General features: G+C 46.4%; 15 protein-coding genes, 1 pseudogene and 1 other annotated feature. Of the genes and pseudogenes, 9 read left to right on the top strand and 7 right to left on the bottom strand.

The window, feature by feature from the left end; genetic code table 11:
- Nucleotides 1-146: 146 nt before the first annotated feature.
- Nucleotides 147-1214, bottom strand: coding sequence for an iron-containing alcohol dehydrogenase family protein (locus IGI66_RS18160; RefSeq protein ID WP_431380055.1), 1068 nt, complete (start codon nucleotides 1212-1214; stop codon nucleotides 147-149).
- Between the two features lie 213 nt (nucleotides 1215-1427).
- Nucleotides 1428-1660 (top strand) — a binding site (T-box leader).
- A gap of 176 nt (nucleotides 1661-1836) precedes the next feature.
- On the opposite strand from IGI66_RS18160, the gene IGI66_RS18155 reads away from it, so the two are divergent.
- From IGI66_RS18155 to IGI66_RS18145, 3 genes are read left to right on the top strand one after another with little or no spacing between them, the layout of a single operon-like run.
- On the top strand, nucleotides 1837-2661 hold the full coding sequence (locus IGI66_RS18155; protein WP_044926769.1) for a MetQ/NlpA family ABC transporter substrate-binding protein: 825 nt from the start codon (nucleotides 1837-1839) through the stop codon (nucleotides 2659-2661).
- A 17-nt stretch (nucleotides 2662-2678) separates the two neighbouring features.
- Nucleotides 2679-3692 (top strand): methionine ABC transporter ATP-binding protein, encoded by a 1014-nt coding sequence (locus tag IGI66_RS18150; protein WP_431378290.1) that lies wholly within the window; start codon nucleotides 2679-2681, stop codon nucleotides 3690-3692.
- The gene (locus IGI66_RS18145; RefSeq protein WP_010778845.1) at nucleotides 3692-4354 is read left to right on the top strand and encodes a methionine ABC transporter permease; all 663 of its coding nucleotides are present in this window, start codon (nucleotides 3692-3694) and stop codon (nucleotides 4352-4354) included. Before IGI66_RS18150 ends, IGI66_RS18145 begins: the two co-directional genes overlap by 1 nt.
- 59 nt (nucleotides 4355-4413) lie before the next feature.
- Here IGI66_RS18145 and IGI66_RS18140 read toward each other — a convergent pair whose 3' ends face one another.
- Nucleotides 4414-6138, bottom strand: coding sequence for an ABC transporter ATP-binding protein (locus IGI66_RS18140; RefSeq protein ID WP_438849862.1), 1725 nt, complete (start codon nucleotides 6136-6138; stop codon nucleotides 4414-4416).
- Between the two features lie 120 nt (nucleotides 6139-6258).
- Here IGI66_RS18140 and IGI66_RS18135 point away from each other — a divergent pair, with 120 nt between their 5' ends.
- Both IGI66_RS18135 and trhA read left to right on the top strand, forming a co-directional pair.
- Entirely contained in the window at nucleotides 6259-6546 is a 288-nt protein-coding gene (locus IGI66_RS18135; RefSeq protein ID WP_431380057.1) for a hypothetical protein, read from the top strand.
- Nucleotides 6547-6634: 88 nt separating this feature from the next.
- Nucleotides 6635-7270: a PAQR family membrane homeostasis protein TrhA gene (gene trhA / locus IGI66_RS18130; protein WP_010778840.1), complete on the top strand. Its 636-nt coding sequence runs from the start codon at nucleotides 6635-6637 to the stop codon at nucleotides 7268-7270.
- Nucleotides 7271-7391: 121 nt separating this feature from the next.
- Here the strand turns inward: trhA and IGI66_RS18125 are convergent, their stop codons facing one another.
- The 5 genes and pseudogenes from IGI66_RS18125 to IGI66_RS18105 form a co-directional block, all read right to left on the bottom strand.
- Nucleotides 7392-7484, bottom strand: a complete 93-nt coding sequence (locus IGI66_RS18125; protein ID WP_205242212.1) for a type I toxin-antitoxin system Fst family toxin — start codon at nucleotides 7482-7484, stop codon at nucleotides 7392-7394.
- Nucleotides 7485-7566: 82 nt separating this feature from the next.
- Entirely contained in the window at nucleotides 7567-8148 is a 582-nt protein-coding gene (locus tag IGI66_RS18120; protein WP_438849861.1) for a DUF2922 family protein, read from the bottom strand.
- 47 nt (nucleotides 8149-8195) lie between these two features.
- Nucleotides 8196-8542 (bottom strand): annotated as a pseudogene (locus IGI66_RS18115) (hypothetical protein).
- A gap of 71 nt (nucleotides 8543-8613) precedes the next feature.
- Nucleotides 8614-8826: a DUF2922 domain-containing protein gene (locus IGI66_RS18110; protein ID WP_114525813.1), complete on the bottom strand. Its 213-nt coding sequence runs from the start codon at nucleotides 8824-8826 to the stop codon at nucleotides 8614-8616.
- Nucleotides 8827-8848: 22 nt separating this feature from the next.
- Entirely contained in the window at nucleotides 8849-9052 is a 204-nt protein-coding gene (locus IGI66_RS18105) for a hypothetical protein (protein WP_114525814.1), read from the bottom strand.
- Nucleotides 9053-9987: 935 nt separating this feature from the next.
- On the opposite strand from IGI66_RS18105, the gene IGI66_RS18100 reads away from it, so the two are divergent.
- The 4 genes from IGI66_RS18100 to IGI66_RS18085 all read left to right on the top strand — a co-directional run bounded on the left by IGI66_RS18100 (nucleotide 9988) and on the right by IGI66_RS18085 (nucleotide 21603).
- Nucleotides 9988-17232 (top strand): BspA family leucine-rich repeat surface protein, encoded by a 7245-nt coding sequence (locus IGI66_RS18100; RefSeq protein WP_438849860.1) that lies wholly within the window; start codon nucleotides 9988-9990, stop codon nucleotides 17230-17232.
- 289 nt (nucleotides 17233-17521) lie between these two features.
- On the top strand, nucleotides 17522-18490 hold the full coding sequence (locus IGI66_RS18095) for an AraC family transcriptional regulator (RefSeq protein WP_438849859.1): 969 nt from the start codon (nucleotides 17522-17524) through the stop codon (nucleotides 18488-18490).
- A 158-nt stretch (nucleotides 18491-18648) separates the two neighbouring features.
- Nucleotides 18649-19980: an MFS transporter gene (locus IGI66_RS18090; RefSeq protein ID WP_438849858.1), complete on the top strand. Its 1332-nt coding sequence runs from the start codon at nucleotides 18649-18651 to the stop codon at nucleotides 19978-19980.
- 36 nt (nucleotides 19981-20016) lie between these two features.
- Nucleotides 20017-21603, top strand: a complete 1587-nt coding sequence (locus IGI66_RS18085) for an alpha-L-rhamnosidase-related protein (RefSeq protein ID WP_438849857.1) — start codon at nucleotides 20017-20019, stop codon at nucleotides 21601-21603.
- Nucleotides 21604-21655: the final 52 nt, after the last annotated feature.

The following is a 21655-nucleotide window of genomic DNA, read 5'->3' as shown; positions in this document are numbered from 1 at the left end:
AAAAGGGATTTATTTAAGGTGAACTTTTCATTTCATATAATTAAAAGTAAACTTCAAAATATAAAAGTAAACCGCAAAAAAAGCCTAGAGAGATCTCTCTAGACTTTTAAAGTAAACTTTTGAATAGTTGTACTATAAGGTAAACTTTATAAGGATTCGACGGTTTGAATCGCTTGATAAATGTCGTCAAAGGTGATCGCGGGATCGACCATGTTGAAGGTTTCATTTGCAGAAGCGGCATGATCGATGACAGGAGTCAGTGCTTCTTTAGAGGTATCCAGCACGTTTAATTCCTTCAGTTTCATCGGCAAACCGGCGGCTTCATAGAAGGGTCTCAGAGTAAGAATCTCTTCAATGTCCTTCGTATGGGCTAATTGCACCAAGATACCGTAAGCGACTTTCTTCCCATGAAGCTGCTCGTGGGTACTCTCTAAATAGGAGAGGCCGTCATGGATCGCGTGGGCGCCCGCGGATCGTCCAAAGGATGCAGCAAATCCGCCGGTTTCACCTGCCAGACCAATGATCGCATCGGTAACACGACTAAAGGCAGGGGAGGCTTTGCGGTTTTGAAGGTCATGGATCGCGGGGATTGCGTCTTTTAAAAGCAGCTCCTGAATGGCTTTGGCACAGGCGATTCCAAGACTGACATAAGCCGACTTTTCGTCTTCTGGCAGTCGTCGTGTGATGCCTTCAATCTCGTACCATTTCGCCAAGGTATCACCGACACCTGCCACAAAATAATCCTTCGGCGTTGCAAGTAAGAATTTTGAATCCACAATAGTCAGGAAGGGCGCGCGCGTCATGAAGCCCATCGCCTTGAAGGTCCGATCGGGACGGTAAACCGCAACGATAGGTGTAAAGGGCGCACAGTTTGAAATGAGCGTCGGGATCACTAAAAGCTCGGCGTTGAGCTCTTCTGCCACCATTTTAGCGGTGTCGATCACACGCCCCGCTCCAATGGCGACGATCAATTCGGCCTGCTCGATCTCTTCTGCGAGGGCGACCGCATTTTCATGGCTAGAGGTCCCGTCATAACGATAGGTAGGATAGTGCAATTCTTGGCGGTAATACTTTCTGAATGCTTCAGAGGATTTTTCCCCTGTGATAATAGAGATCTTTTTAAATCCGACGAAATAGCTGGGAAGGTCTTGAAGAATGCCTTCGCCGCTAACGTAGCGATTGGCGCCAGGGCGCACTTCCGTGGTGATATCCATTGAATCAACTCCTTTTTTGAACGTAGGAAACATGGTCTCCTGAATGGATGAACGTACGATTTTTTCCTCACTTGCTCAAAAATTTGGTAAAAGTGAGATTTCAACTAGTTTATGCTTTGTGAAAATGAAAGTCAAATGTGCTTTTGATGATAAAAAAGTGTTGACAGTTTTCTTTTTGACCTGTAAGATACGATTTATCAATTTGCGAAACAAAGAAACGTGATGAAGAGAAAAGTATAGATCGAAACGCATCAAAGAGAGTCCGGGCAGGTGAGAGCGGATATGTGGGCAGATTTAGAAAATGGTCTCTGAATGGCAGTGCCGATACGTAGGTACTGACGGGGCAGCGCTCGTTAACAACGCTCAAGTATGATCGTACTTGTTGAGGCAATAGTTGTGAGACTGTTGCAAATGAAGGTGGTATCGCGAGCAAGCTCGTCCTTTTCCCGCACATAGTGTGGGGAGAGGGCGGGCTTTTTTTCTTTGGCAAAATGCAGGATGGCCCAGCAGCGATTCGCAGGATAGGCAGGCATTAGACAGCTAAACAGGAGCGTCTAAAGGCGTGTGTAGGTGCGACTCGTTGCGGGAGCATCCGAAACAAACAACTCAGGAGGAAATGATGATGAAAAAACTAGGAAAAGCAATTTTATTAGGTGTTGCGGCATTGACCGTGAGCGGGGTATTGGCAGGCTGCGGATCAAAAGGGGAAGCGAAACCTTTAGATGAGAAAAAGGTCACGATCGGCGTGACTTCGGGGCCCCATCAGGAGATTTTAGAAGAGGTCGCCAAGCAAGCGAAAAAGGACGGCATCGAGATTGATATCAAGAGCTTTGATGATTATAATACCCCGAATACTGCCTTGAATGACGGGGATCTGGACGGCAACAGCTACCAGACGCTTTCGTTTTTAGAGCAGCAGGTGAAGGACAAGGATTACAAGATCGAGCAGGCCTTTAAAACAGTCGCCTTCCCATTAGGGGTTTACTCTAAAAAGATTTCTGATTTAAGTAAACTTCAAAAGGGAGACAAGATCGGTGTCCCAAATGACCCGACCAATGAGTATCGGGCGTTGAAATTGCTTGAAAAAGCCGGTGTCTTGAAGCTGAAGGACGGGGTAGAGGTCAAAGCGACGAAGAACGATGTTGCGGAGAATCCGAAAGACATTGAGATCGTCGAATTAGAAGCGTCTCAGATCCCGTCACAGTTAGGGGAATTGACCGCCGCAGCCATCAACACGAACTTCGCTTTTGGTGCGGGGCTGACGATCAACGACGACGCCATCTACCATGAACCCTTGAAGGACAACCCGAATTACAACGTGTTCGCGGTACGGACAGAGAACAAAGACGACAAGATCATCAAAGAAATAAAGAAATACTATTATTCAGACGAAACGAAGAAATTTATCGAAGAGAAGTTTAAAGGTTCGGTTGTACCAGCGTTTTAAACAGGAGGAGAGGTCGCATGATTGAACTGAAAAAGGTATCCAAGGTCTTTCAGCAGAAAAAACGCCGGATCGAAGCGGTGAAAGACGTGGATTTGACGATTGAAAAAGGGGAGATCTTCGGCGTTGTCGGCTATTCAGGGGCAGGGAAATCCACCCTGATCCGTATGATCAATTTTTTAGAGCCGCCCACCACTGGAGACATTTTGATCAATGGTCAAAATTTACGAGAGCTTAACAAAAAAGAATTATTGTTAACTAGACGAAAGATCGGGATGATTTTCCAAGGCTACAATCTCTTGTCAACGGCGACCGTCTACGAAAATATCGCCAAACCGCTGAAATTGGAAGGAGTGCCAAAGGATGTCATCGCCAACCGGGTGGAGAAATACTTGGACCTTGTCGGCTTGACGGATCGCAAGGAGAATTACCCGGCGCAATTATCTGGCGGGCAGCGGCAGCGGGTAGCGATCGCCCGCGCACTGGCTCATGAACCGGAGATCCTTCTGTCTGACGAAGCCACCAGTGCGTTAGACCCGGAAACGACCGAGTCGATCCTGACGCTATTGACGAAGATCAATCAGGAGCTGGGGATCACGATCTTTCTGATCACCCACGAGATCGATGTGGTGCAGCGAATCTGTGACCGTGTGGCGGTGATGGAGGATGGCCGAATCGTGGAGGCCGGTCCAGTGATCGATCTCTTCACCCGCCCGCAAGAAGAGACGACGAAGCGATTCATTGGAGCAAACGACGGCTACAACGTCCCAGCAGAGGTCTTAGCGGCCTATAAGGGCAGCGGGCGGCTCGTCCAGCTGCAATTTATCGGAGAGGAAGCCACGGAGCCTGTGTTGGCTCGAGTAGCGAAAGACTTCCAATTGAGCCCGAACATCCTTAGCGGCAACATCGGGTATTTAAAGGAAAAACGTCATGGACAGTTGCTGGTGCAGTTTGACGGCGGGACAGAAGCTGATTTTCAGTCCGCCAAAACCTACATCAAAAGCCAAGGGGTCCTAATCGAGGAGGTTATCTAATGAGTGCATTTTGGAGTCAATGGGGGCAGGTCGTCCTTGAAGGGTTGGGGCAGACCCTCGTCATGGTGTGTGTCGCGCTAGGGTTGTCTATTTTGATCGGCATCCCACTAGGAGTTCTGCTGGTCATCGCGCGCCCTGGAGGACTAAACAGCAATCTTCCCCTCTATTCAATCTTAAACAGCGTCATCAATGTGCTGCGTTCGTTGCCCTTTATTATTCTATTGTTTCTGATTTTGCCGTTGACGAAATTTCTGGTAGGGACCACGATCGGAGTGCAGGGGGTCTTGCTGCCGCTGATCATCTACACGGCGCCGTACTTGGCCCGTTTGGTGGAAACGTCCTTACTAGAGGTGGATGGCGGCGTGATCGAGGCGTATCAAGCCATGGGGATCAGTCATTTCCATATCATCCGCGGCGTGCTGCTGAGAGAAGCACGAGGCGGGATCATTCGCGGCTTGACGATCGCCATGATCGGGCTGATCGGCGCTACCGCGATGGCGGGCTTGGTCGGCGCCGGCGGACTAGGAAGCATCGCTTACCAATACGGCTTTTTAAGAAACGAGCCGGCGGTAATGTACACGACGATCATCCTATTGATCGTCTTGGTCCAGATCGTACAGTCCTTAGGTAATACCGTGGCGAAAAGCTTGGACCGCAGTTAACGAGAACGCAAAAAAAGTCTGTCTACACACCGCTTAAGAGGTGGTAGACAGACTTTTTGTTAGCTTCTGAATTGTGCGTCGTACAGAGCGCGATAGGCGCCGCCCTTTGCCATCAAGGCTTCGTGGGTGCCTTGTTCGACGATCCCATCTGCGCTCACCACGACGATGCGTGTGGCATGCTTGATCGACGCGAGGCGGTGGGCGATGATCATGGTCGTCCGTCCCTTTGCCAAGGTATTCAGCGATTTTTGGATCACCTGCTCCGTTTCCGTATCCAACGCAGAGGTCGCTTCATCCAAAATCAAGATCGGCGGATTTTTTAGAAACATCCGAGCAATGGCGACCCGCTGCTTTTGTCCGCCAGACAGCTTGACGCCTCGTTCCCCGATCTGAGTGTCGATCCCATCCGGCATCTGGGCGAAAACGCCGTCCAAATGAGCCATCGACGCGGCAGCCAGAATCTCTTCCTCCGTGGCTTCCAAACGGCCATAGGCGATATTTTCCCGAATACTGCCGGGAAACAGAAAGACATCCTGCTGGACGATCCCGATCTGACTCCGCAAAGAAGCCAGCTTCATGTCGCGAATGTCCATCCCGTCAATCGTGATCCGCCCCTCGGTAACCTCGTAAAAACGCGGCAGCAGGTTGCACAGCGTCGTCTTCCCAGAGCCGCTCTGCCCGACAAACGCCACCGTTTCTCCCGGCTGGATGTGGAGGTCGATGTGGTGGAGCACCTTCTTGCCGTCCGCATAAGAAAAGGACACGTCGTCATACCGAATGTCCCCAGACAGCTCAGTGACTGCCTGCGCCGTCGAACGATCCGCGATGGCTGGCTGCTTGTCCAGCTCCTCGGTCAAACGGGTGAACCCCGCGATCCCTTTTGGGTAGCTCTCGATCATGGTATTGACCTTTTCGATCGGCCGGACAAAGACATTGGCCAGCAGGATGAATCCGACAAACTGCCCATTGGTCAATTCTCCCTGAATCACGTAATACGAACCAAAGATCAGCGTGAACAAATTGATCAAGCGAATCAAAAAGTAATTATAGGAAGAACTGACCGCCATCAAACGATAAAAGACGATCTTCGATTTGCGGTACGCGTCACTTAACCCGCCGAAGCGATGAAATTCATGCTCCTCATTGGCAAAGGACTGCGTCACGCGAATCCCGCTCACCGATGCCTCCACCCCCGCATTAAATTCCCCGATGTCCTCATAGATCCGGTTATTGACCGAGGTCATCTTCTTATTGAAGAACACAAGTGCCAGCGTGATCAGCGGCAATAACGCAAAGGTCGCCAACGCCAGCTTCACATGGCTCTGAAGCATCAGTAAAAATGCCCCTAACAAAGTCATGATGGTGATGAACACGTCCTCCGGTCCATGATGCGCCACCTCGGAAATCTCAAAAAGATCCGTCGTCAAGCGGCTGATAAGCTTCCCCGTTTTTTGATTGTCGTAATATTCATAGGGCTGCGTCTGAAGGTGGGCGAACAATTCCCGCCGCATATCCGTCTCGATATTGACCCCCAGCTTGTGACCAAAAAAGACCACGATGTATTGCAGCACCGTATTCAATACATAAAACAGCAAAAGGGCAAAGCAAGCCAGCAAAATCGTGCGGAACTCCCCTTTAGGCATGATTTTGTCGATCACCTGATTGACTGCGACAGGAAAGGCCAGCTCCAATAAGCCCGCAAAAACCGCGCAGGTAAAATCTAATAGGAATAATTTCTTATAGGGACGATAGTAGCTGAAAAAGCGCGTAATCTGTTTAGACATCTTCTCTCTCCTTACATAGTTTTCTAAGGAGTGGGAGACTCCCGAATCCTTTAGTCCCTCGATTATAACAAAACCCGCGATCGTTTTGTTTTACGTTATAATAAAAGAGGAGGGGATGTCATGAAAGCCAAAGATTTATTGACGGCCATTCAAGTAGATGCGGAAGGCGAATTGAAGCAGTTGTCTTCGTATACCTATGTTTTTATTGCCGATGGGAAAACGCTGACGAATCGGATCGAGGTGAAGGTGGAAGAAGGAAAGATCCTTTTGACGAAGCAGCCAAAGGAACTATTGACCGTCGCAGGGTTGATCAAGGTGTTGAATGAGGCAAAGGAAGCAGAGATTTATGCAGGAGACTTGTTGGTTTTTGGGTACAAGTTAGCAGATAACGGTATTATCTTAGGGTAAACTTAACATCTGGTTTTGAAAACTAGATTGAATTATCTTGTTAACCATGATATAGTATCTTTAATAAATCAACTGAGGTGATAACGAAATGGAGACACAGTACAACCGAAAATATTTAATCACAAATGAAGTATTAAATGCCGTGACCCATGGAGTGGGCGTCGTTTTGAGCATTATTGGGTTTGTTTTTTTGTTGGGGAAGGCCACTAGCGAGCTGCATTATGTGTCCTTCATTATTTACGGGGTCTCGCTGCTGCTGCTGTTCTTAGCATCGACGTTGTACCACAGTTTGATCTTTACGAAAGCCAAGAAAGTCTTTCAAGTCTTCGATCATTGCTCCATCTATTTATTGATCGCAGGGACCTACACGCCTTACTGCCTGCTCTATATCAAAGGGACGATCGGGATCGTGCTGCTGAGTGTGATCTGGCTGGCGGCGATCGTAGGCATCGTCTACAAAAGCCTGACGCTAAGCAAAGTCAAATCGGTGTCGAAGCTTTCTACTATTATATATAACGTGATGGGGTGGGCCGTCGTAATCGCTCTGCCAAGCCTGTATCACAGTGTTGGGCTGAAGGGGTTATTGCTGCTAGTCGCAGGCGGTGTCGCCTATACCGTAGGGTCGCTTTTCTACAGCATGAAAAATCGCCGGTATATGCACGTGGTCTGGCACTTATTCGTGATGCTGGGTGCGATGCTGATGTTCTTCTCGATCTATCTATAAGAAAATAGCCGCCTTCTATTTAAAAAAAGGCAGCCAAAAAATGATGATTCCTGTTAAAGGGATCATCATTTTTTTATGAAGAATACCTGCGGCTATAAGATAAAAACCGCAGGCAGCTTCCTTATGGATCGCGGCCCCTCAGCCAATGGTTGAAGAGGGCAACGATCACGCCCACGACGATCGGGGCGAGTAGATAGCGGGTCAGTTCGCTCAAGCAGATCACCTCCTTTCACAGTGGGGGTGCTGCCAAGAGCGAAGAGCCCTGCGTAAAAAGATGTCCGTTCAAAGAGACGCGCCTATCTTAAATGACGAGTTATTCCCGCTGTTTCTTGCGGAGCAGTCGAGAAAGCAAGCCTCTTCGACTGCGTGAGGGTGAAGGCGGCGGTTCTGATTGCTGTCTTGAAGGGGCCTGTTCCACAGCCACGGGAGGGGGGCATCTGGCTCGTACCAGATGCGAGGTGTTCATTTCCGATGGGTGGTGCAGGTACTATTAATGACGTTTGGCGAATTGGCGAATTAGCCCCCGGGATTGTCGAAAATACAGGTCCTTTCGCAGCAGATGTCTCAGAAGCCGCTTGCTCTTCAGACGTGTCCACGACGTCTGTGCCCTCAGCAGAGACAGACGGTTCCGTTGTTGGTTCCTCAGTCGAAGCAGACGTTCGGTCAAAAATCTCGTGTTCAATGGTCGTCACGATCTTGGCAGTGACAACAGAATCAAATAGTTTTACGCCATTTTGTTCAAAAATGTCTAAGGTCGTCAATAATTCGCAAGCTTCTTTGATCTCTTGCGGCGGCAGGCGGGTGTCGATCTCCTTGAACCGCCAATGGTGCTTTCTGCCAAGGCTATTCGTAAACGTCGCAACTAACTGAGGAGGCATCTCTTTTTTTCCTTTCTTATATGAAGTATTTTACGCAGGGTCAGGTCTCAAGGGTCGTTTGTTTCATCAGGACGGACAGCCGAAACAAGGGAGCGAAGAAGCGCCGCCGCTTCAAGCCCCGCCATTCCGGTGCCATAAAATAATCCTGAAAGTAATAGAAAAATCGTTTCATCGTGCGTGTGGCTTTCGTCGTCAGGAAAAGCTCGCGAATAAGATCCCGCAGAATGTTCTTGAACTCCTGTGCGCCCAACGTGCAGCGCACACGCAACGCCAGCGCATACTGGATCGTCAGACTGCTGTTTTGCGTTTTATAATAATGCTCAGAGATCCGCTTTTCCAGATTTTTAGGGGTCATTGAAAAAAACTGGCGGTGCGTTAACAAGGGGTCATTCATGGTCTCTTCTCCTTCCGCTTTCCTTTTTTTAGAGCAGGCGATGCTCCTTGAAACACCGCCTATCTCCTAGACTAAAAAATGATCGATTCGATCGTTTCGACATACTTCGCACTTTCCACGGTGGCGAACAAGTCAACGCCGTCCTTTTTAAACAACTTCAAATTCGTAAAACGCTGCAGCAGCCCCTCCACTTGAGCGGGAGAGTTCTTCGTATTCGGATCATCCAAGCTCCAAGTCTGAGCTTTTCCTTCACTGTTTCTAAATTTCGCGACAAGTTTCATCATTGCTTTTCCTCCTTTTTCCTACTTATTTGACGTAGCGCGTCTGACTCGTCATGATGACGCCGTCCAGTTCGCTATTCTCGCCGGATAACTCCGTCATGATCTCTCCCAGTTCCAGGACCGCCTCTTCCGTAGGGGCGTCGATCACATGCTGAAAGTTCACTCGTTTCAATTTTTCAAGCCCCTGGTCAATTTGGACCTGCAGCTTGTTGCCTAATTTCTGAATCATCTGTATTCCTCCATTTTTTCTGTTTTGTACCGGCCGGTGAATTAACCATACTGCACAAATCAGAAAAACGTCAAAACCGCCAATTTTGCAAATCGCCCTCAAATTTGCACGAAAAAGCCCCCTCATTTTTTCCCAAAAGCCGATAAATCAACCTTTTGAAAAAAATCACCCCCAAAAAACGTGCAAATTTGAGGGCCAAATGTAATTTTGAGGGAAATGGTGTTGTAGTCGAAAAAATCGAGGACTTTTAGGCAGAAAAAGCCTGTGGCAAAGGCTTTTTTGATAAGAGGATTGAATTTTCTTTTATTCAATGGGATGGGAATGATCGTGGAAAAGACGATAGTAGGTGAGCTGCGATGTTTAAGAATCGAGGAGTAATCAAGGAGTTCTTTATAAAAATAGTAGCGTCGTTGAGATCATTGTTTCTATTGATAAGATACCCGTACCAAAAAAAATTATCCGAAGATCAAGAGGCGCTGTCCTCTTGGTCTTTTTTTTGTTGCAATCCACCCAATCAACAGCAAGGAAAATAACATTTCATTTTTACTATTTATCAAAAATCAAGTCTTAAAAAAACCTTTTTTTGAGTAAATTAAAAAAAATAAGGGTTTTTAGCAACAGATTTAAACATTTATGGAATAGTTTTCATCCCTTTACCCACAACGATTAAGAATTATGTTTTAATTGAATTGAGGACTATTATTAATGTGAAAATAATAAATCAGTGAACGAGGAAAGATAACAAGGCAATGATAAAAAAAGTGATTTGCGAAGACGGATTGGAGGATCTGAGCTTCCTGCAGGAGTGTTTGTGAAAACTATTAACAGACAATCAAATTTTCTACACCTTGACGAGCTAAGGGCGATGGGGCAAAGAACAACGAGACACTGACAACTTAAAATAACCGTTAGAACTAAAGGAGGATGAGAGAGAAATGAAGCATTGGAGGACGAGAGGTTCAATCAAAGACGGCCGCAGACAGCCGCGATTTGTCTTTAAGAAAGTCAATAAGCAGCTAATCAGTGTGGTCGGATCGACACTGCTGTTAGTAGGAAATTACGCCCTTATTCCGATTCAAGTGTTCGCTAACGAGACCCCTGAAATAACCAATGAGCAGCCGATGTCCACAGAATCAGAGCTGCCCACCTTAACGACGAGTGAGTCGCTGCCGGTAGAAACCCCAACAGACACCACCACACCGTCCACGGAGAAGCCAGCGTCCGCGGTCCCAGCACCAGAGGAACCCAAGACAGAACCCACAACATCAACGTCAAAAGACACCACAGACACCACAGACACCACAGACACCGAGTCATTAGAGCCGACGGAAGAAACAAAAGAAAAACAACTCCGAATGCCGCCGCAAGCGCCCACGGATTGGCACGCAGAAGAAGAAAACGGCTATATGGTGGTCAAAAGCTACAACGGAAACGGGGCAACTATCACGATCCCATCAGAAATCGACAACAAGCCCGTACAGATTGATCTGAAAGCGGTACTAGGTCAACATCTGACGGGAACAACCCAAACTTTTGAGATCGAAGCGGCGGGAAATAGTGGACCCGTAAAGGTGACAGGCTCATTTGTCAGTTTATTCAATGGAAATCCTATATTAACATCTGCAACATTTTCAGATGCAGATTTTTCGGAAATCACTGATATGAGCTGGATGTTTAATGGCTGCAGCAGCCTCAGCAGTGTGGATGTATCGAACTGGGATACGGCAAACGTGAGAAACATGAGTAATATGTTTCGTGGCTGTAGCAACCTCAGCAGCTTGGGTATGTCAAACTGGGAAACGACAAGCGTCACAGACATGAATAATATGTTTCATGACTGTAGCAACCTCAGCAGCTTGGATATCTCAAACTGGAATACGGCAAACGTAAACAGCATGATTCAAATGTTTGCTAACTGCAGCAGCCTCAACAGTGTGGGTGTATCGAACTGGAACACGGCAAACGTGACAAATATGAGATATATGTTTTATAACTGCAGCAACCTCACCAGTCTGGACGTGTCCAACTGGGATACGACAAACGTAACAAACATGAATCAAATGTTTACGAACTGCACGAAGCTTTTCGAACTGACCTGTTCCAAGACATTCAAAATGAGTAGCAATCAAGTGTTACGCGGTCTCCCTACTGCGGAAAACAGCGGGAAAACCACCTACCATTGGGTGATGGATGATAGGAAGAAAAGCTACGATTCAACGGCTGATCTGATCAGCGGGCACAATGGCTTGTCCGACACGAAGGCCCATACCTACACCATCCAAAAGAAACACGCGGTCGCCTTTGACACGGATGGCGGAAGTGATGCCCCTGCGGCAACGACCATCTGGGATAAAGAAAAAGTCGTTGATCCTGACTATAAAGGGACAAAACGAGACCATACCTTTATCGGCTGGAAGTTGGGCGATCATCCCTACGATTTTAGCAAGCAAGTCACGGAACCACTTGAACTGAAGGCAGATTGGAAGCAAGGCGAGTGGATCACAGAGGATGCGGGGACGTACACTAGGATCATCGGTTATAACGGAACGGGGGAAACTATCAAGGTTCCATCGATCCTTTATGACAATCCGGTAGAGATTGATCTGAAAACGGTATTAGGTTCATATCTGAGGGGACTTTCTGCGAAAACTAAAACCTTTGAGATTGAAGCGGCAAAAAATGGAGAGAACCCTGTGAAGGTGACAGGCTTATTTGAATATTTGTTCAATACAAATACGAAGTTAACATCAGCTAAATTCGCGGATGCAGATACTTCGACAATCACTGATATGAATGGGATGTTTCAAGGCTGTAGCAACCTCAGTAGTGTGGATGTATCGAACTGGAATACGGCAAACGTAAAATACATGCAGTGGATGTTTGCTAACTGTAGCAACCTCAGCAGTGTGGATGTATCGAACTGGAACACGGCAAACGTAACAAACATGGATTATATGTTTTATAAATGTAGCAGCCTCATTAGTCTGGACGTCTCTAACTGGAATACGGCAAACGTGACAAAAATGACGGGAATGTTTGTTGGCTGTAGCAGCCTCAATAGTCCGGATATCTATAACTGGAATACGGCAAACGTAACAGACATGGCGGGAATGTTTGCTTTCTGTAGTAACCTCAGCAGCTTGGATATGTCCAACTGGGATACGACAAACGTAACAAGCATGAATGAAATGTTTTTTAACTGCCCCAACCTTTCCGAACTGACCTGTTCCAAGACATTCAAAATGGATGCCGGGCAAGTGTTACGCGGTCTCCCTACTGCGGAAAATAGCGGGAAAACGACGTATCATTGGGTGATGGATGACAGGAAGAACAGCTACGATTCAACGAACGATCTGATCAGCGGACACAATGGTTTGTCCGATACGAAGGCCCACACCTACACCATCCAAAAGAAACACGCAGTTTCCTTTGACGCGGATGGCGGAAGTGATGCTCCTTCAGCGACGACTATCTGGGACAAAGAAAAAGTCACTGATCCTGACTATAAAGGAAAGAAACGGGACCATACCTTTATCGGCTGGAAGGCGGGCGATCAACCCTACGATTTTAGCAAGCAAGTCACTGAACCGCTAGAATTAAAAGCGGATTGGGAACAAGGCGAGTGGGTCACAGAGGATGCGGGAGGGTACACCAAGATCATTGGCTATAACGGAACGGGGGAAAACATCAAGGTTCCGTCGATGCTTTATGACAAGCGGGTGGAGATTGATTTGAAAGCGGTGCTAGGTCATCACATGGGGCCTCCTAATGGGAGAACCCAAACCTTTGAGATCGAAGCGGCGAAAAATGAAGAACTCCCCGTGAAGGTGACAGGCTCATTTGCCAATTTGTTCGATGGAAATAAGAAGTTAACCTCTGCTAAATTTGCGGATGCAGACGTTTCAGCAATCACAGACATGAGTCTTATGTTTAATGGTTGTAGCAACCTCAGCAGTGTGGATGTGTCAAAATGGGATACGGTGAACGTGGAAAATATGAGCCAGATGTTTCGTGGTTGTAGCAGCCTCAGTAGTGTGGATGTGTCAAAATGGGATACGGCGAACGTAGAAAATATGAGCCAGATGTTTTATGGTTGTAGCAGTCTCAGCAGTCTGGATGTATCCAACTGGAATACGGCAAATGTAACAGATATGCTATATATGTTTGCTGAATGCAGGAACCTAATCAGCCTTGATGTGTCACAATGGGATACAGAAAAAGTAGAGGATATGTATTCTATGTTTTTGGGTTGTAGCAACCTCAGCAGTGTGGATGTGTCACAATGGGATACAAAGAAAGTAAAAGAAATGGGAGATATGTTTTATGGCTGTAGCAACTTCACCAGTCTTGATATGTCAAACTGGAATACTGAAAATGTAACAAGTATGTGGCACATGTTTAGTAATTGCCCTAAGCTTTCCGAGCTGACCTGTTCCAAGTCCTTCAAAATGGATGCCGAGCAAGAGTTACGTGGTCTCCCTACTGCGGAAAACGACGGAAAGACCACCTACCATTGGGTGATGGATGACAGGAAGAACAGCTATGATTCGACGGCTGAACTGATCAGCGGACACAATGGCTTAGCAGACACAGACGTTCACACCTACACAATCCAAAAGAAACACGCGGTCACTTTTGACGCGGATGGCGGAAGTGATGCCCCTGCGGCGACGACCATCTGGGACAACGAAAAAGTCGCTGATCCTGAATATAAAGGGACAAAACGAGACCATACTTTTGTCGGTTGGAAAGTGGGCGATCAACCCTACGATTTTAGTCAAACAGTCACGCAACCATTAGAATTAAAAGCAGATTGGAGACAAGGCGAGTGGGTCACACAAGACGTGGGGACGTACACCAAGATCATTGGCTATAACGGAACGGGGGAAAATATCAAGGTTCCGTCGAGGCTTTATAATAAGTCCGTGGAGATTGATTTGGAGCCCGTACTAGGTTCCTATCTGAACGGAACAACCCAAACCTTTGAGATCGAAGCGGCGAAAAATGGAGAGAAACCCTTGAAGGTGACAGGGTCATTTGAAGATTTGTTCCGTGGAAATACGAAGTTAACCTCTGCTAAATTCGCGGATGCAGATATTTCAGCAATCAAGGATATGAATGGGATGTTTAATGGGTGCAGCAATCTTGATACTTTGGATGTGTCACAATGGGATACAGCGAACGTAATCAACATGGGGAACCTCTTTTATGGGTGTAGTACCCTCAGCAGTTTGGATGTCTCGCAATGGGAGACGAAGAACGTAACCAACATGGGGCACCTGTTTTCTGGCTGTAGCAGCCTCAGCAATCTGGATGTATCGAAGTGGCATACAGAAAATGTAACGAACATGTGGGGCATGTTTTACGATTGTAGCACCCTCAATGGTCTGGATGTCTCCAAGTGGGATACAGGGAGTGTCATAGAGATGGTCGCTATGTTTTATGACTGCAGCAGCCTCAGCAGTTTAGATATGTCACAATGGAATATGAAAAAAGTAACCAACGCAACGTCTATTTTTTACGGTTGCAGCAACCTCACCAGCTTAGATTTGTCAAACTGGGATACGAAAAATGCGACTGAAATAATGGAAATGTTTAAAGGGTGCAGCGCGCTCACTGAGCTCGCTTGTTCCAAGTCCTTCAAAATGAGTGACTCACAAGAGTTGCGCGGTCTCCCTACCGCAGAAAACGACGGAAAGACCACCTATCATTGGGTGATGGATGATGGGAAAGAAAGTTACGATTCGACGACTGATCTGGTCAGCGGACACAATAGCTTGTCCGACACGAAGGTCCACACCTATACGATCCAGAAGAAACACGAGGTCGCCTTTGATGTTGCGGGTGGAAGCCCTGAACTAGCCGCTAAAAAAGTTTTGGAGAACAAGACGGTCACCAATCCGAACTACCAAGGAACGAAAGCCAACCATCAATTTGACGGGTGGACGCTGGCTGGAAAGCCTTTTGATTTCGATCAGGCGAAAATCACCACGCCGATCCGATTAACCGCGACTTGGCGGTTGAACAAGTATTCGATCCAGTTTGACAAAAATGGCGGTACGGGGATGATGCAAGGGCTAACGCTGAGCTACGACGAAGAAAAAACACTGTTACCGAATGCGTTCAACCGAACGGGCTATACCTTCGCTGGCTGGAACACGCAGGCAGATGGGCAAGGCGAACAATCCTACACCGATCAGCAAGCCGTGAAGAATCTTTCTGCTAAAGACGGTGAGACCGTCACCCTGTATGCGCAATGGCGGGCACATACCTACCAGATCGACTTTGACCCGAATACGGGCGAGGGCACCCAAGCATCGCAAGCACTGCGCTACGATCAGGAGGCGAAGCTGGCAGAGAATCGCTTCACCAAAAAAGGCTATACCTTCAGCGGCTGGAATACGCAAAAAGATGGCAACGGAAAAGCATACAAGAATACTGAAACCGTCAAAAATCTGACCGCAGTTAACGATGCCAAGATCACCCTATTTGCACAATGGACACGTGACACCTACACGATCACCTTTGATAGTAATGGCGGCGAAGCAGTTTCAGATAAGAAGTACACCATCGAGACCGAAAGCTTCACATTGCCAGAGCTGAAACGCAAGGGCTACACGTTCCACGGCTGGTACGACGGCGAAACCAAAATCGAAACGATCGAAAAAGGCACGACCGGCAATAAAACGCTGGTCGCAAAATGGGAAGCGATCGAATACAATGTCACCTTCGAAAGTGCAGGCGGTTCAGACGTTCCCGTCCAACACTATACGATTGAAAAAGGACTGCCCGATTTCACCACGCCAACAAGAAAAGGCTACACCTTCCAAGGCTGGTACGACGGCAAGGATAAAGTCGAAGCAATCAAAGTCGGAGAAACAGGGGATCGTGCGTTGACGGCGAAATGGACCATGGATACCTACACGATCACCTTCGATAGTAAAGGGGCAGGAGATGTTCCTACGAAAGTCTACAATGTCGAGACCGAGACCTTCAAATTGCCAGAACTTGGACGCAAAGGCTACATCTTCCACGGTTGGTACGACGGTGAAACCAAAGTCGATACAATCGAAAAAGGCATGACCGGCAATAAATCGTTGGTCGCAAAATGGGAAGCGATCGAATACACCGTCACCTTTGACAGCGCAGGTGGTTCAGACGTTGCAGCTCAACACTATACGATCGAAAAAGGCATCGCCGATCTCACCACGCCAACGAAAAAAGGCTACACCTTCCAAGGCTGGTACGATGGCAAAGACAAAGTCGAAAGTATCAAAGTTGGAGAAACAGGGGATCGTGCGTTGACGGCGAAGTGGACGATCAACACCTACACGATCACCTTTGACGACGCGGCGCTTGCTCCGATCACCTATACTGTAGAGTCCGAGAACATTGTTCTGCCGAAGAAGGAGCGACTGGGCTACACCTTCTTAGGGTGGCGGGTTTCCGAGGAGACCCTCGCTCGCGCAGTCACGGATCAGGGGGAAATCCTTCAGACGATCCCGACAGGCACCACAGGCAATCTCAGATTAAGCGCCCAGTGGCAGGCGAATTCTTACGAGGTGATCGTTGATCCAAATGGCGGCGCAGGGACGCGCGCCTCGCAGCGGCTCACCTATGATAAAGCCGAGAAGCTGGCGAAGAATACCTTTACCCGCGACGGCTACAGCTTCACAGGCTGGAATACTCAGGCAGATGGCAAAGGCACCACCTACACCGATCAGCAGGAAGTCAAAAATCTCGTCGCTGAAGCCAGCGGTTCCCTCACGCTCTTTGCCCAGTGGAAACCTACGAAGGCCGCGCTGGAAGACGTGATCGCGAAAGAACAAGAAGCCAAGCGCGACAAAAACAAGTACACAAAAGAGAGCTGGGACACCTACGAGAAGGCACTGGAAAACGCTAAAAAAGTGCTGGCAGACGCCAACGCCGCACCCGAGCAGATCCGCGCCGCCCTCGCCGAACTCACGACGGCGATCGGACAGTTGAAGCCGATCGAGACCGCCAGCGGAAAAACAACTGGGAAAACCACCCGCCCAACCGCTGCGCGCAAGACCTATCCGACACGCGCCAAACGCTACCCGCTTACCGGGATGCTGGCAGGATCAGGCCTAACGATCATCGGAGTCGCCGCAGTAAGCACCGCCCTCGCAAGCTGGAAGAAACGAAACAAGAAAGACTGATCCTAGCCCACAAGTCAAAAAGAGGCTAGGAAACGAACAATAAAACGGACACCTCAGGAAAATCTGTCGAAGATTTTTGGAGGTGTCCGTTTTTAATAATCCAGCTTTCAACTGTTTCCCATATGTGATAACTGGCAAACAATAGGTGTGACGAATCGAACATCCAAAAGCACTTTATTATAAGTTTGTACTATTCTTAACGGCGTTTCTATTGTAGATTAGAAGGGGAAACGGAGGGAAAAGACTGGCGTACTGTAAGTTTTTTTTCTTAATGGTGGGAGGTATGGAGATGGAATTGTCAGATCTAAAGAAATTATTGTGGCAAGAAAATGAGATAGAAAGAGAGCAACGACTCGAAGGACACATGGTGAATGATCAAAATTTGCCCTACGGTGAAGTTGAGATTCCAAAGATGCCAAGTGAGAATTTTTTTAAAGAAGGAAACATATTTATCAATAAGCATCATCGCTTTTCAGAAATGCCTAACCATACACATGAGTTTGTGGAATTTAACTATATGTTTTCTGGGAGTTGTACCCAATATGTAAATGATAAGAAAATAGAATTACAAGAGGGCGAAATAATCCTGCTAGATAAAGAGATTGTTCAGAGGATAGATCCGTTAGAAGAGAAGGATATTTTAATCAATATCCTGTTGAAAGACGAGTCGATCTCTACGGACATTATTATAAACATGGTGAAGTCTAATGGGTTAGTGAATGGGTTTCTGATGAATGCCTCAAACAAATTTGGAAAACATGATTCCTTCATTCATTTTCACTGCGGAAGAAATGAAGAGGTTCAATCAATCCTTCAAAAGCTGATTTTAGAGTATTACCAAAAAAAACGGTATTACATGCGCTCTGTAAATCTATTACTCTCCTTACTATTGATCAATCTAACTCGAGCCATAGAAGAAGAGAGTTTAGAAGATCAACAAGAGAAGGATGAAGAAATCATTCGTATTCTCAGATTCATAGATGCGCATTTCACTACTGTGACCTTGAAGGAGCTATCAGACCAGTTTGGCTACAATTCCAATTATATGAGCAACAAATTAAAGAAGGAGACCGGTCAGTCATTCAAAGAGTTGATCAACTCTGCAAGGTATCAAACGGCACTAAAGCTCATGCAGGAGACGGATAAAAGCATAGAGGAAATCGCCTATAGTATTGGATTTGATACGCTTCCGTCTCTATACAAATTGTTCTCGAGATTTACGGATAAAACGCCCAAAGAATTACGAAAGCAAATGTAACTGTCTTATTTAAGGACCCTCTCATGTTTGAGGGTCCTTTTTTTCTGTGGTTTGGATAATAAATATATGGGATTCAGCCATAGTTGAAAATCTGTAAGGCGCTTACAATTGGTTCATAAGATGATCAACGGATCACAAAAAGAAACGGAGTGTTGAATGTGTCAAAAAAAAGTGAGTCAAAAAATGCACTAGTGAAAAGGTATTCTCCTCTGGCGACAGCCGCTGGGATCGGCTCAATGCTAGGCTCAGGCTGCATTGTCGGACTATCCGCAACCATCCCTGTATGGCAAAAAGGATTGGAATTAACGACTGGGCAAGTGGGTATTCTTTCAGGAAGTTTAACGTTTGCGATTGCCTTCGGTTCAATGTTTGCAGGAAACATCAGTAAAGGATTCGGCTTGATCCGATCATTTAATTGGCTAAATCTTTTCTATGCGGTCGGTGCAGCAATCTGTATTTTTTCTAATAGTTTTCTAATGCTGCTGACGGGTGTGATCATTATGGGCGCTTCCTCCGGGGCCGATCTACCAATTAGTTTAACCGTGGTATCTCACGATGCTCCTGACGAGACGACTTCAGCAAAATTAGTGTCGTCTACACAAATCTTTTGGCAAATAGGTGTCTTCATCTCCTATATTTGTTCCTTCCTATTATCAGGGATCGAAGGCGTATTAGGCGCTCGAATCGTATTTGGAATTTTATTTGGTTTCGCCGTAATTACTTGGCTATGGAGAACACTTTCCGCAAAATTCAAAACGTTCCACGAAGAAGGGTACGCACGACAAGCGGCGAATAAATCCGTCGCTGAACAAGGAGAAGAAGTATCCTTCAAAACAGTTCTTTTTGGTCAGAATAAACACAAATACCTTGGTTTCTTTTTAGCGATCATTACATTTTATGTATGTTGGAACCTATTAGCAAATACGTGGGGGCAATTTCAAACGTATGCGTTAACAAATGCAGGAGCTACGCAGACACAAGCGACTGGATTAGGAATCGTTCTTAATATCGTGTCATTAGCAACGACGATCGTATTTGCTTCAATCTCTGGCGGGAAATATCGAAACAAAGCCTTCTTTGTAGGCGCATTTGTTCAATTTGCGGCGATGGTCGGTATGGCGCTTATCGGTGGAGGCGCAGGGTTCATTGCGTTAGCCATGACGATCGCCTTTTATAACTTTGGGAATCCCCTTGCCGGCGAAGCCATTTACAAAGTATGGACGCAAGAATCATTCCCAGCCGAAACAAGAGCGTCTCTTCAAGGATTTATCAATGGTTTTTCAAGATTATGCTGCGGAGTATTTGCCTTCATCACGCCCTACCTAGTCATGCCAGATCGTATTCAGTCATCAATGATCGGGTTTGCCGGGATCGTGTTAGTAGCGACAATAGCTGGAATCATCATGATGAGATTGCAGAAGAAGTATGGAACATCTGAAACCCATGAAGCTGAGGCTCGTTCTATTCATGACGCGGATGTCACGGTGTAATAGTCAACATAAAAATAGTTAGCGAGGAGAATGAACATGGCATTTACTTTTCAAATTAACGAGGATGTTGTTTGGGACTACGATGAGAAGCTGTTAGAGAGAGCAGAAAGAAATAGTCCAGAATTGATCGATACCACTATTAAACCCATCGGAATTGTCGAGTTGATTCCTGAAGAAGAACGCACGAATGATTTTGAATTAAAAAAGAGCAGCAAAAATATGTTGGATCTACCTGAGTATAGTATTGGCAGAGAAGAGTCGCTCATTCTTGATCTAGGGGATCACTATGTCGGAAGATTAAGTATCGATATCCAGTCAGTAGGCTCACCAATGGATGCGCCTTTATTTATGAAAGTAAAATTCGCGGAAGTGCCCTCCGAACTTTATGCAAAATCGGAAGACTACGATGGCTGGTTGTCAAAATCTTGGATTCAAGAAGAATTTATCCATGTGGATGTCCTGCCTACGACGCTCGAATTACCAAGAAGGTATAGTTGCCGATATGTTGAATTGTCCATTATTGATACCTCTCCTAAATGGAAAGTCAGCTTCAGTAATCCAGTGTTTACGGCACAGAGTTCTGTTGCGATGAGCCAATTGCCTTCGGTGGAGATTGAAGACAGTGAATTAAAGGACATTTACAATGTATCCGTAAAAACGTTATTGGATTGTATGCAAACCGTTTTTGAGGATGGTCCGAAACGGGATCGTAGATTATGGTTAGGGGATTTGCGTTTACAAGCATTAGCAAACTATTACACTTTTAACGACATGTCTTTAGTGAAGCGATGCTTGTACCTTTTTGGGGGAATGACAACGGATCAAGGCAAGATTCCAGCGAACGTCTTTACTGAGCCAAAGTTGACTCCTGACGACACATTCCTGTTTGACTATAGCCTTTTCTTTGCAACTTCATTATATGATTACTTTATTCAGACAAATGATTACGACGTTTTAGAAAATTTATATCCAGTTGCAAGAAAAGCGGTGGATTTGGCGTTAGAGCAAGTCGATATCATGGGTCGTTTAAAACTAACAGAAGAATGGCCAGTGTTTGTTGATTGGTCAAATGATTTTGAAAAAGACACCGCGGGTCAAGCAATAATGATCTACACGTTAAGACGAATGATCGCGTTGGCGGAAGTCTACAGTGATCCTCGAGAATTCCATTATAGACAGGTACTAGATTCAATGATCGATTTTTCGAAGAAGTACTTGTTTGATGAGGAAAACGATCAATTTATCATTGAATCTTCTGGTGAGATCAATGTGGCAAGCCAGGTTTGGATGGTACTAGCTGAAGTTTTCGATAAAGAGGAAAACAAAAAGATCATGCAGGAAACGGTCAAGAATCATTTTCCGATTCGAGGGATCGCAACGCCGTACATGTATCATCATGTAGTGGAAGCATTGTTCGTAGCGGACTGCAAAGAGGAAGCTGTGAAACTCATGAAAGAGTACTGGGGAGAAATGATCCGACTTGGGGCAGACACCTTCTGGGAAGCCTTTAAACCTGAGGATTTAGAGTTTTCTCCCTATGGAAGCCCGATACTTAATAGCTATTGTCATGCTTGGAGCTGCACACCAGCATACCTGATTGGGAAGTATATCTTAGACAATTAAGGATGAGCCTCGTTCAAAAATGATGTTCGAACACTTTTGTTCTGACAAAGAC

Source organism: Enterococcus sp. AZ048 (assembly GCF_051715125.1).
In the GTDB taxonomy this organism is placed as follows: Bacteria; Bacillota; Bacilli; order Lactobacillales; family Enterococcaceae; genus Enterococcus_A; species Enterococcus_A gilvus.
This window is presented reverse-complemented; position numbering and strand designations above follow the sequence as displayed.

Bases quoted from the DNA above. Each gene is read 5' to 3' on its own strand.
- trhA (WP_010778840.1), top strand. From the start codon at position 6,635: ATGGAGACACAGTACAACCGAAAATATTTAATCACAAATGAAGTATTA.
- IGI66_RS18100 (WP_438849860.1), top strand. From the start codon at position 9,988: ATGAAGCATTGGAGGACGAGAGGTTCAATCAAAGACGGCCGCAGACAG.
- IGI66_RS18135 (WP_431380057.1), top strand. From the start codon at position 6,259: ATGAAAGCCAAAGATTTATTGACGGCCATTCAAGTAGATGCGGAAGGC.
- IGI66_RS18155 (WP_044926769.1), top strand. From the start codon at position 1,837: ATGAAAAAACTAGGAAAAGCAATTTTATTAGGTGTTGCGGCATTGACC.
- IGI66_RS18110 (WP_114525813.1), bottom strand. From the start codon at position 8,826: ATGATGAAACTTGTCGCGAAATTTAGAAACAGTGAAGGAAAAGCTCAG.
- IGI66_RS18105 (WP_114525814.1), bottom strand. From the start codon at position 9,052: ATGATTCAGAAATTAGGCAACAAGCTGCAGGTCCAAATTGACCAGGGG.
- IGI66_RS18145 (WP_010778845.1), top strand. From the start codon at position 3,692: ATGAGTGCATTTTGGAGTCAATGGGGGCAGGTCGTCCTTGAAGGGTTG.
- IGI66_RS18140 (WP_438849862.1), bottom strand. From the start codon at position 6,138: ATGTCTAAACAGATTACGCGCTTTTTCAGCTACTATCGTCCCTATAAG.
- IGI66_RS18085 (WP_438849857.1), top strand. From the start codon at position 20,017: ATGGCATTTACTTTTCAAATTAACGAGGATGTTGTTTGGGACTACGAT.
- IGI66_RS18150 (WP_431378290.1), top strand. From the start codon at position 2,679: ATGATTGAACTGAAAAAGGTATCCAAGGTCTTTCAGCAGAAAAAACGC.
- IGI66_RS18095 (WP_438849859.1), top strand. From the start codon at position 17,522: ATGGAATTGTCAGATCTAAAGAAATTATTGTGGCAAGAAAATGAGATA.
- IGI66_RS18160 (WP_431380055.1), bottom strand. From the start codon at position 1,214: ATGGATATCACCACGGAAGTGCGCCCTGGCGCCAATCGCTACGTTAGC.
- IGI66_RS18120 (WP_438849861.1), bottom strand. From the start codon at position 8,148: ATGCCTCCTCAGTTAGTTGCGACGTTTACGAATAGCCTTGGCAGAAAG.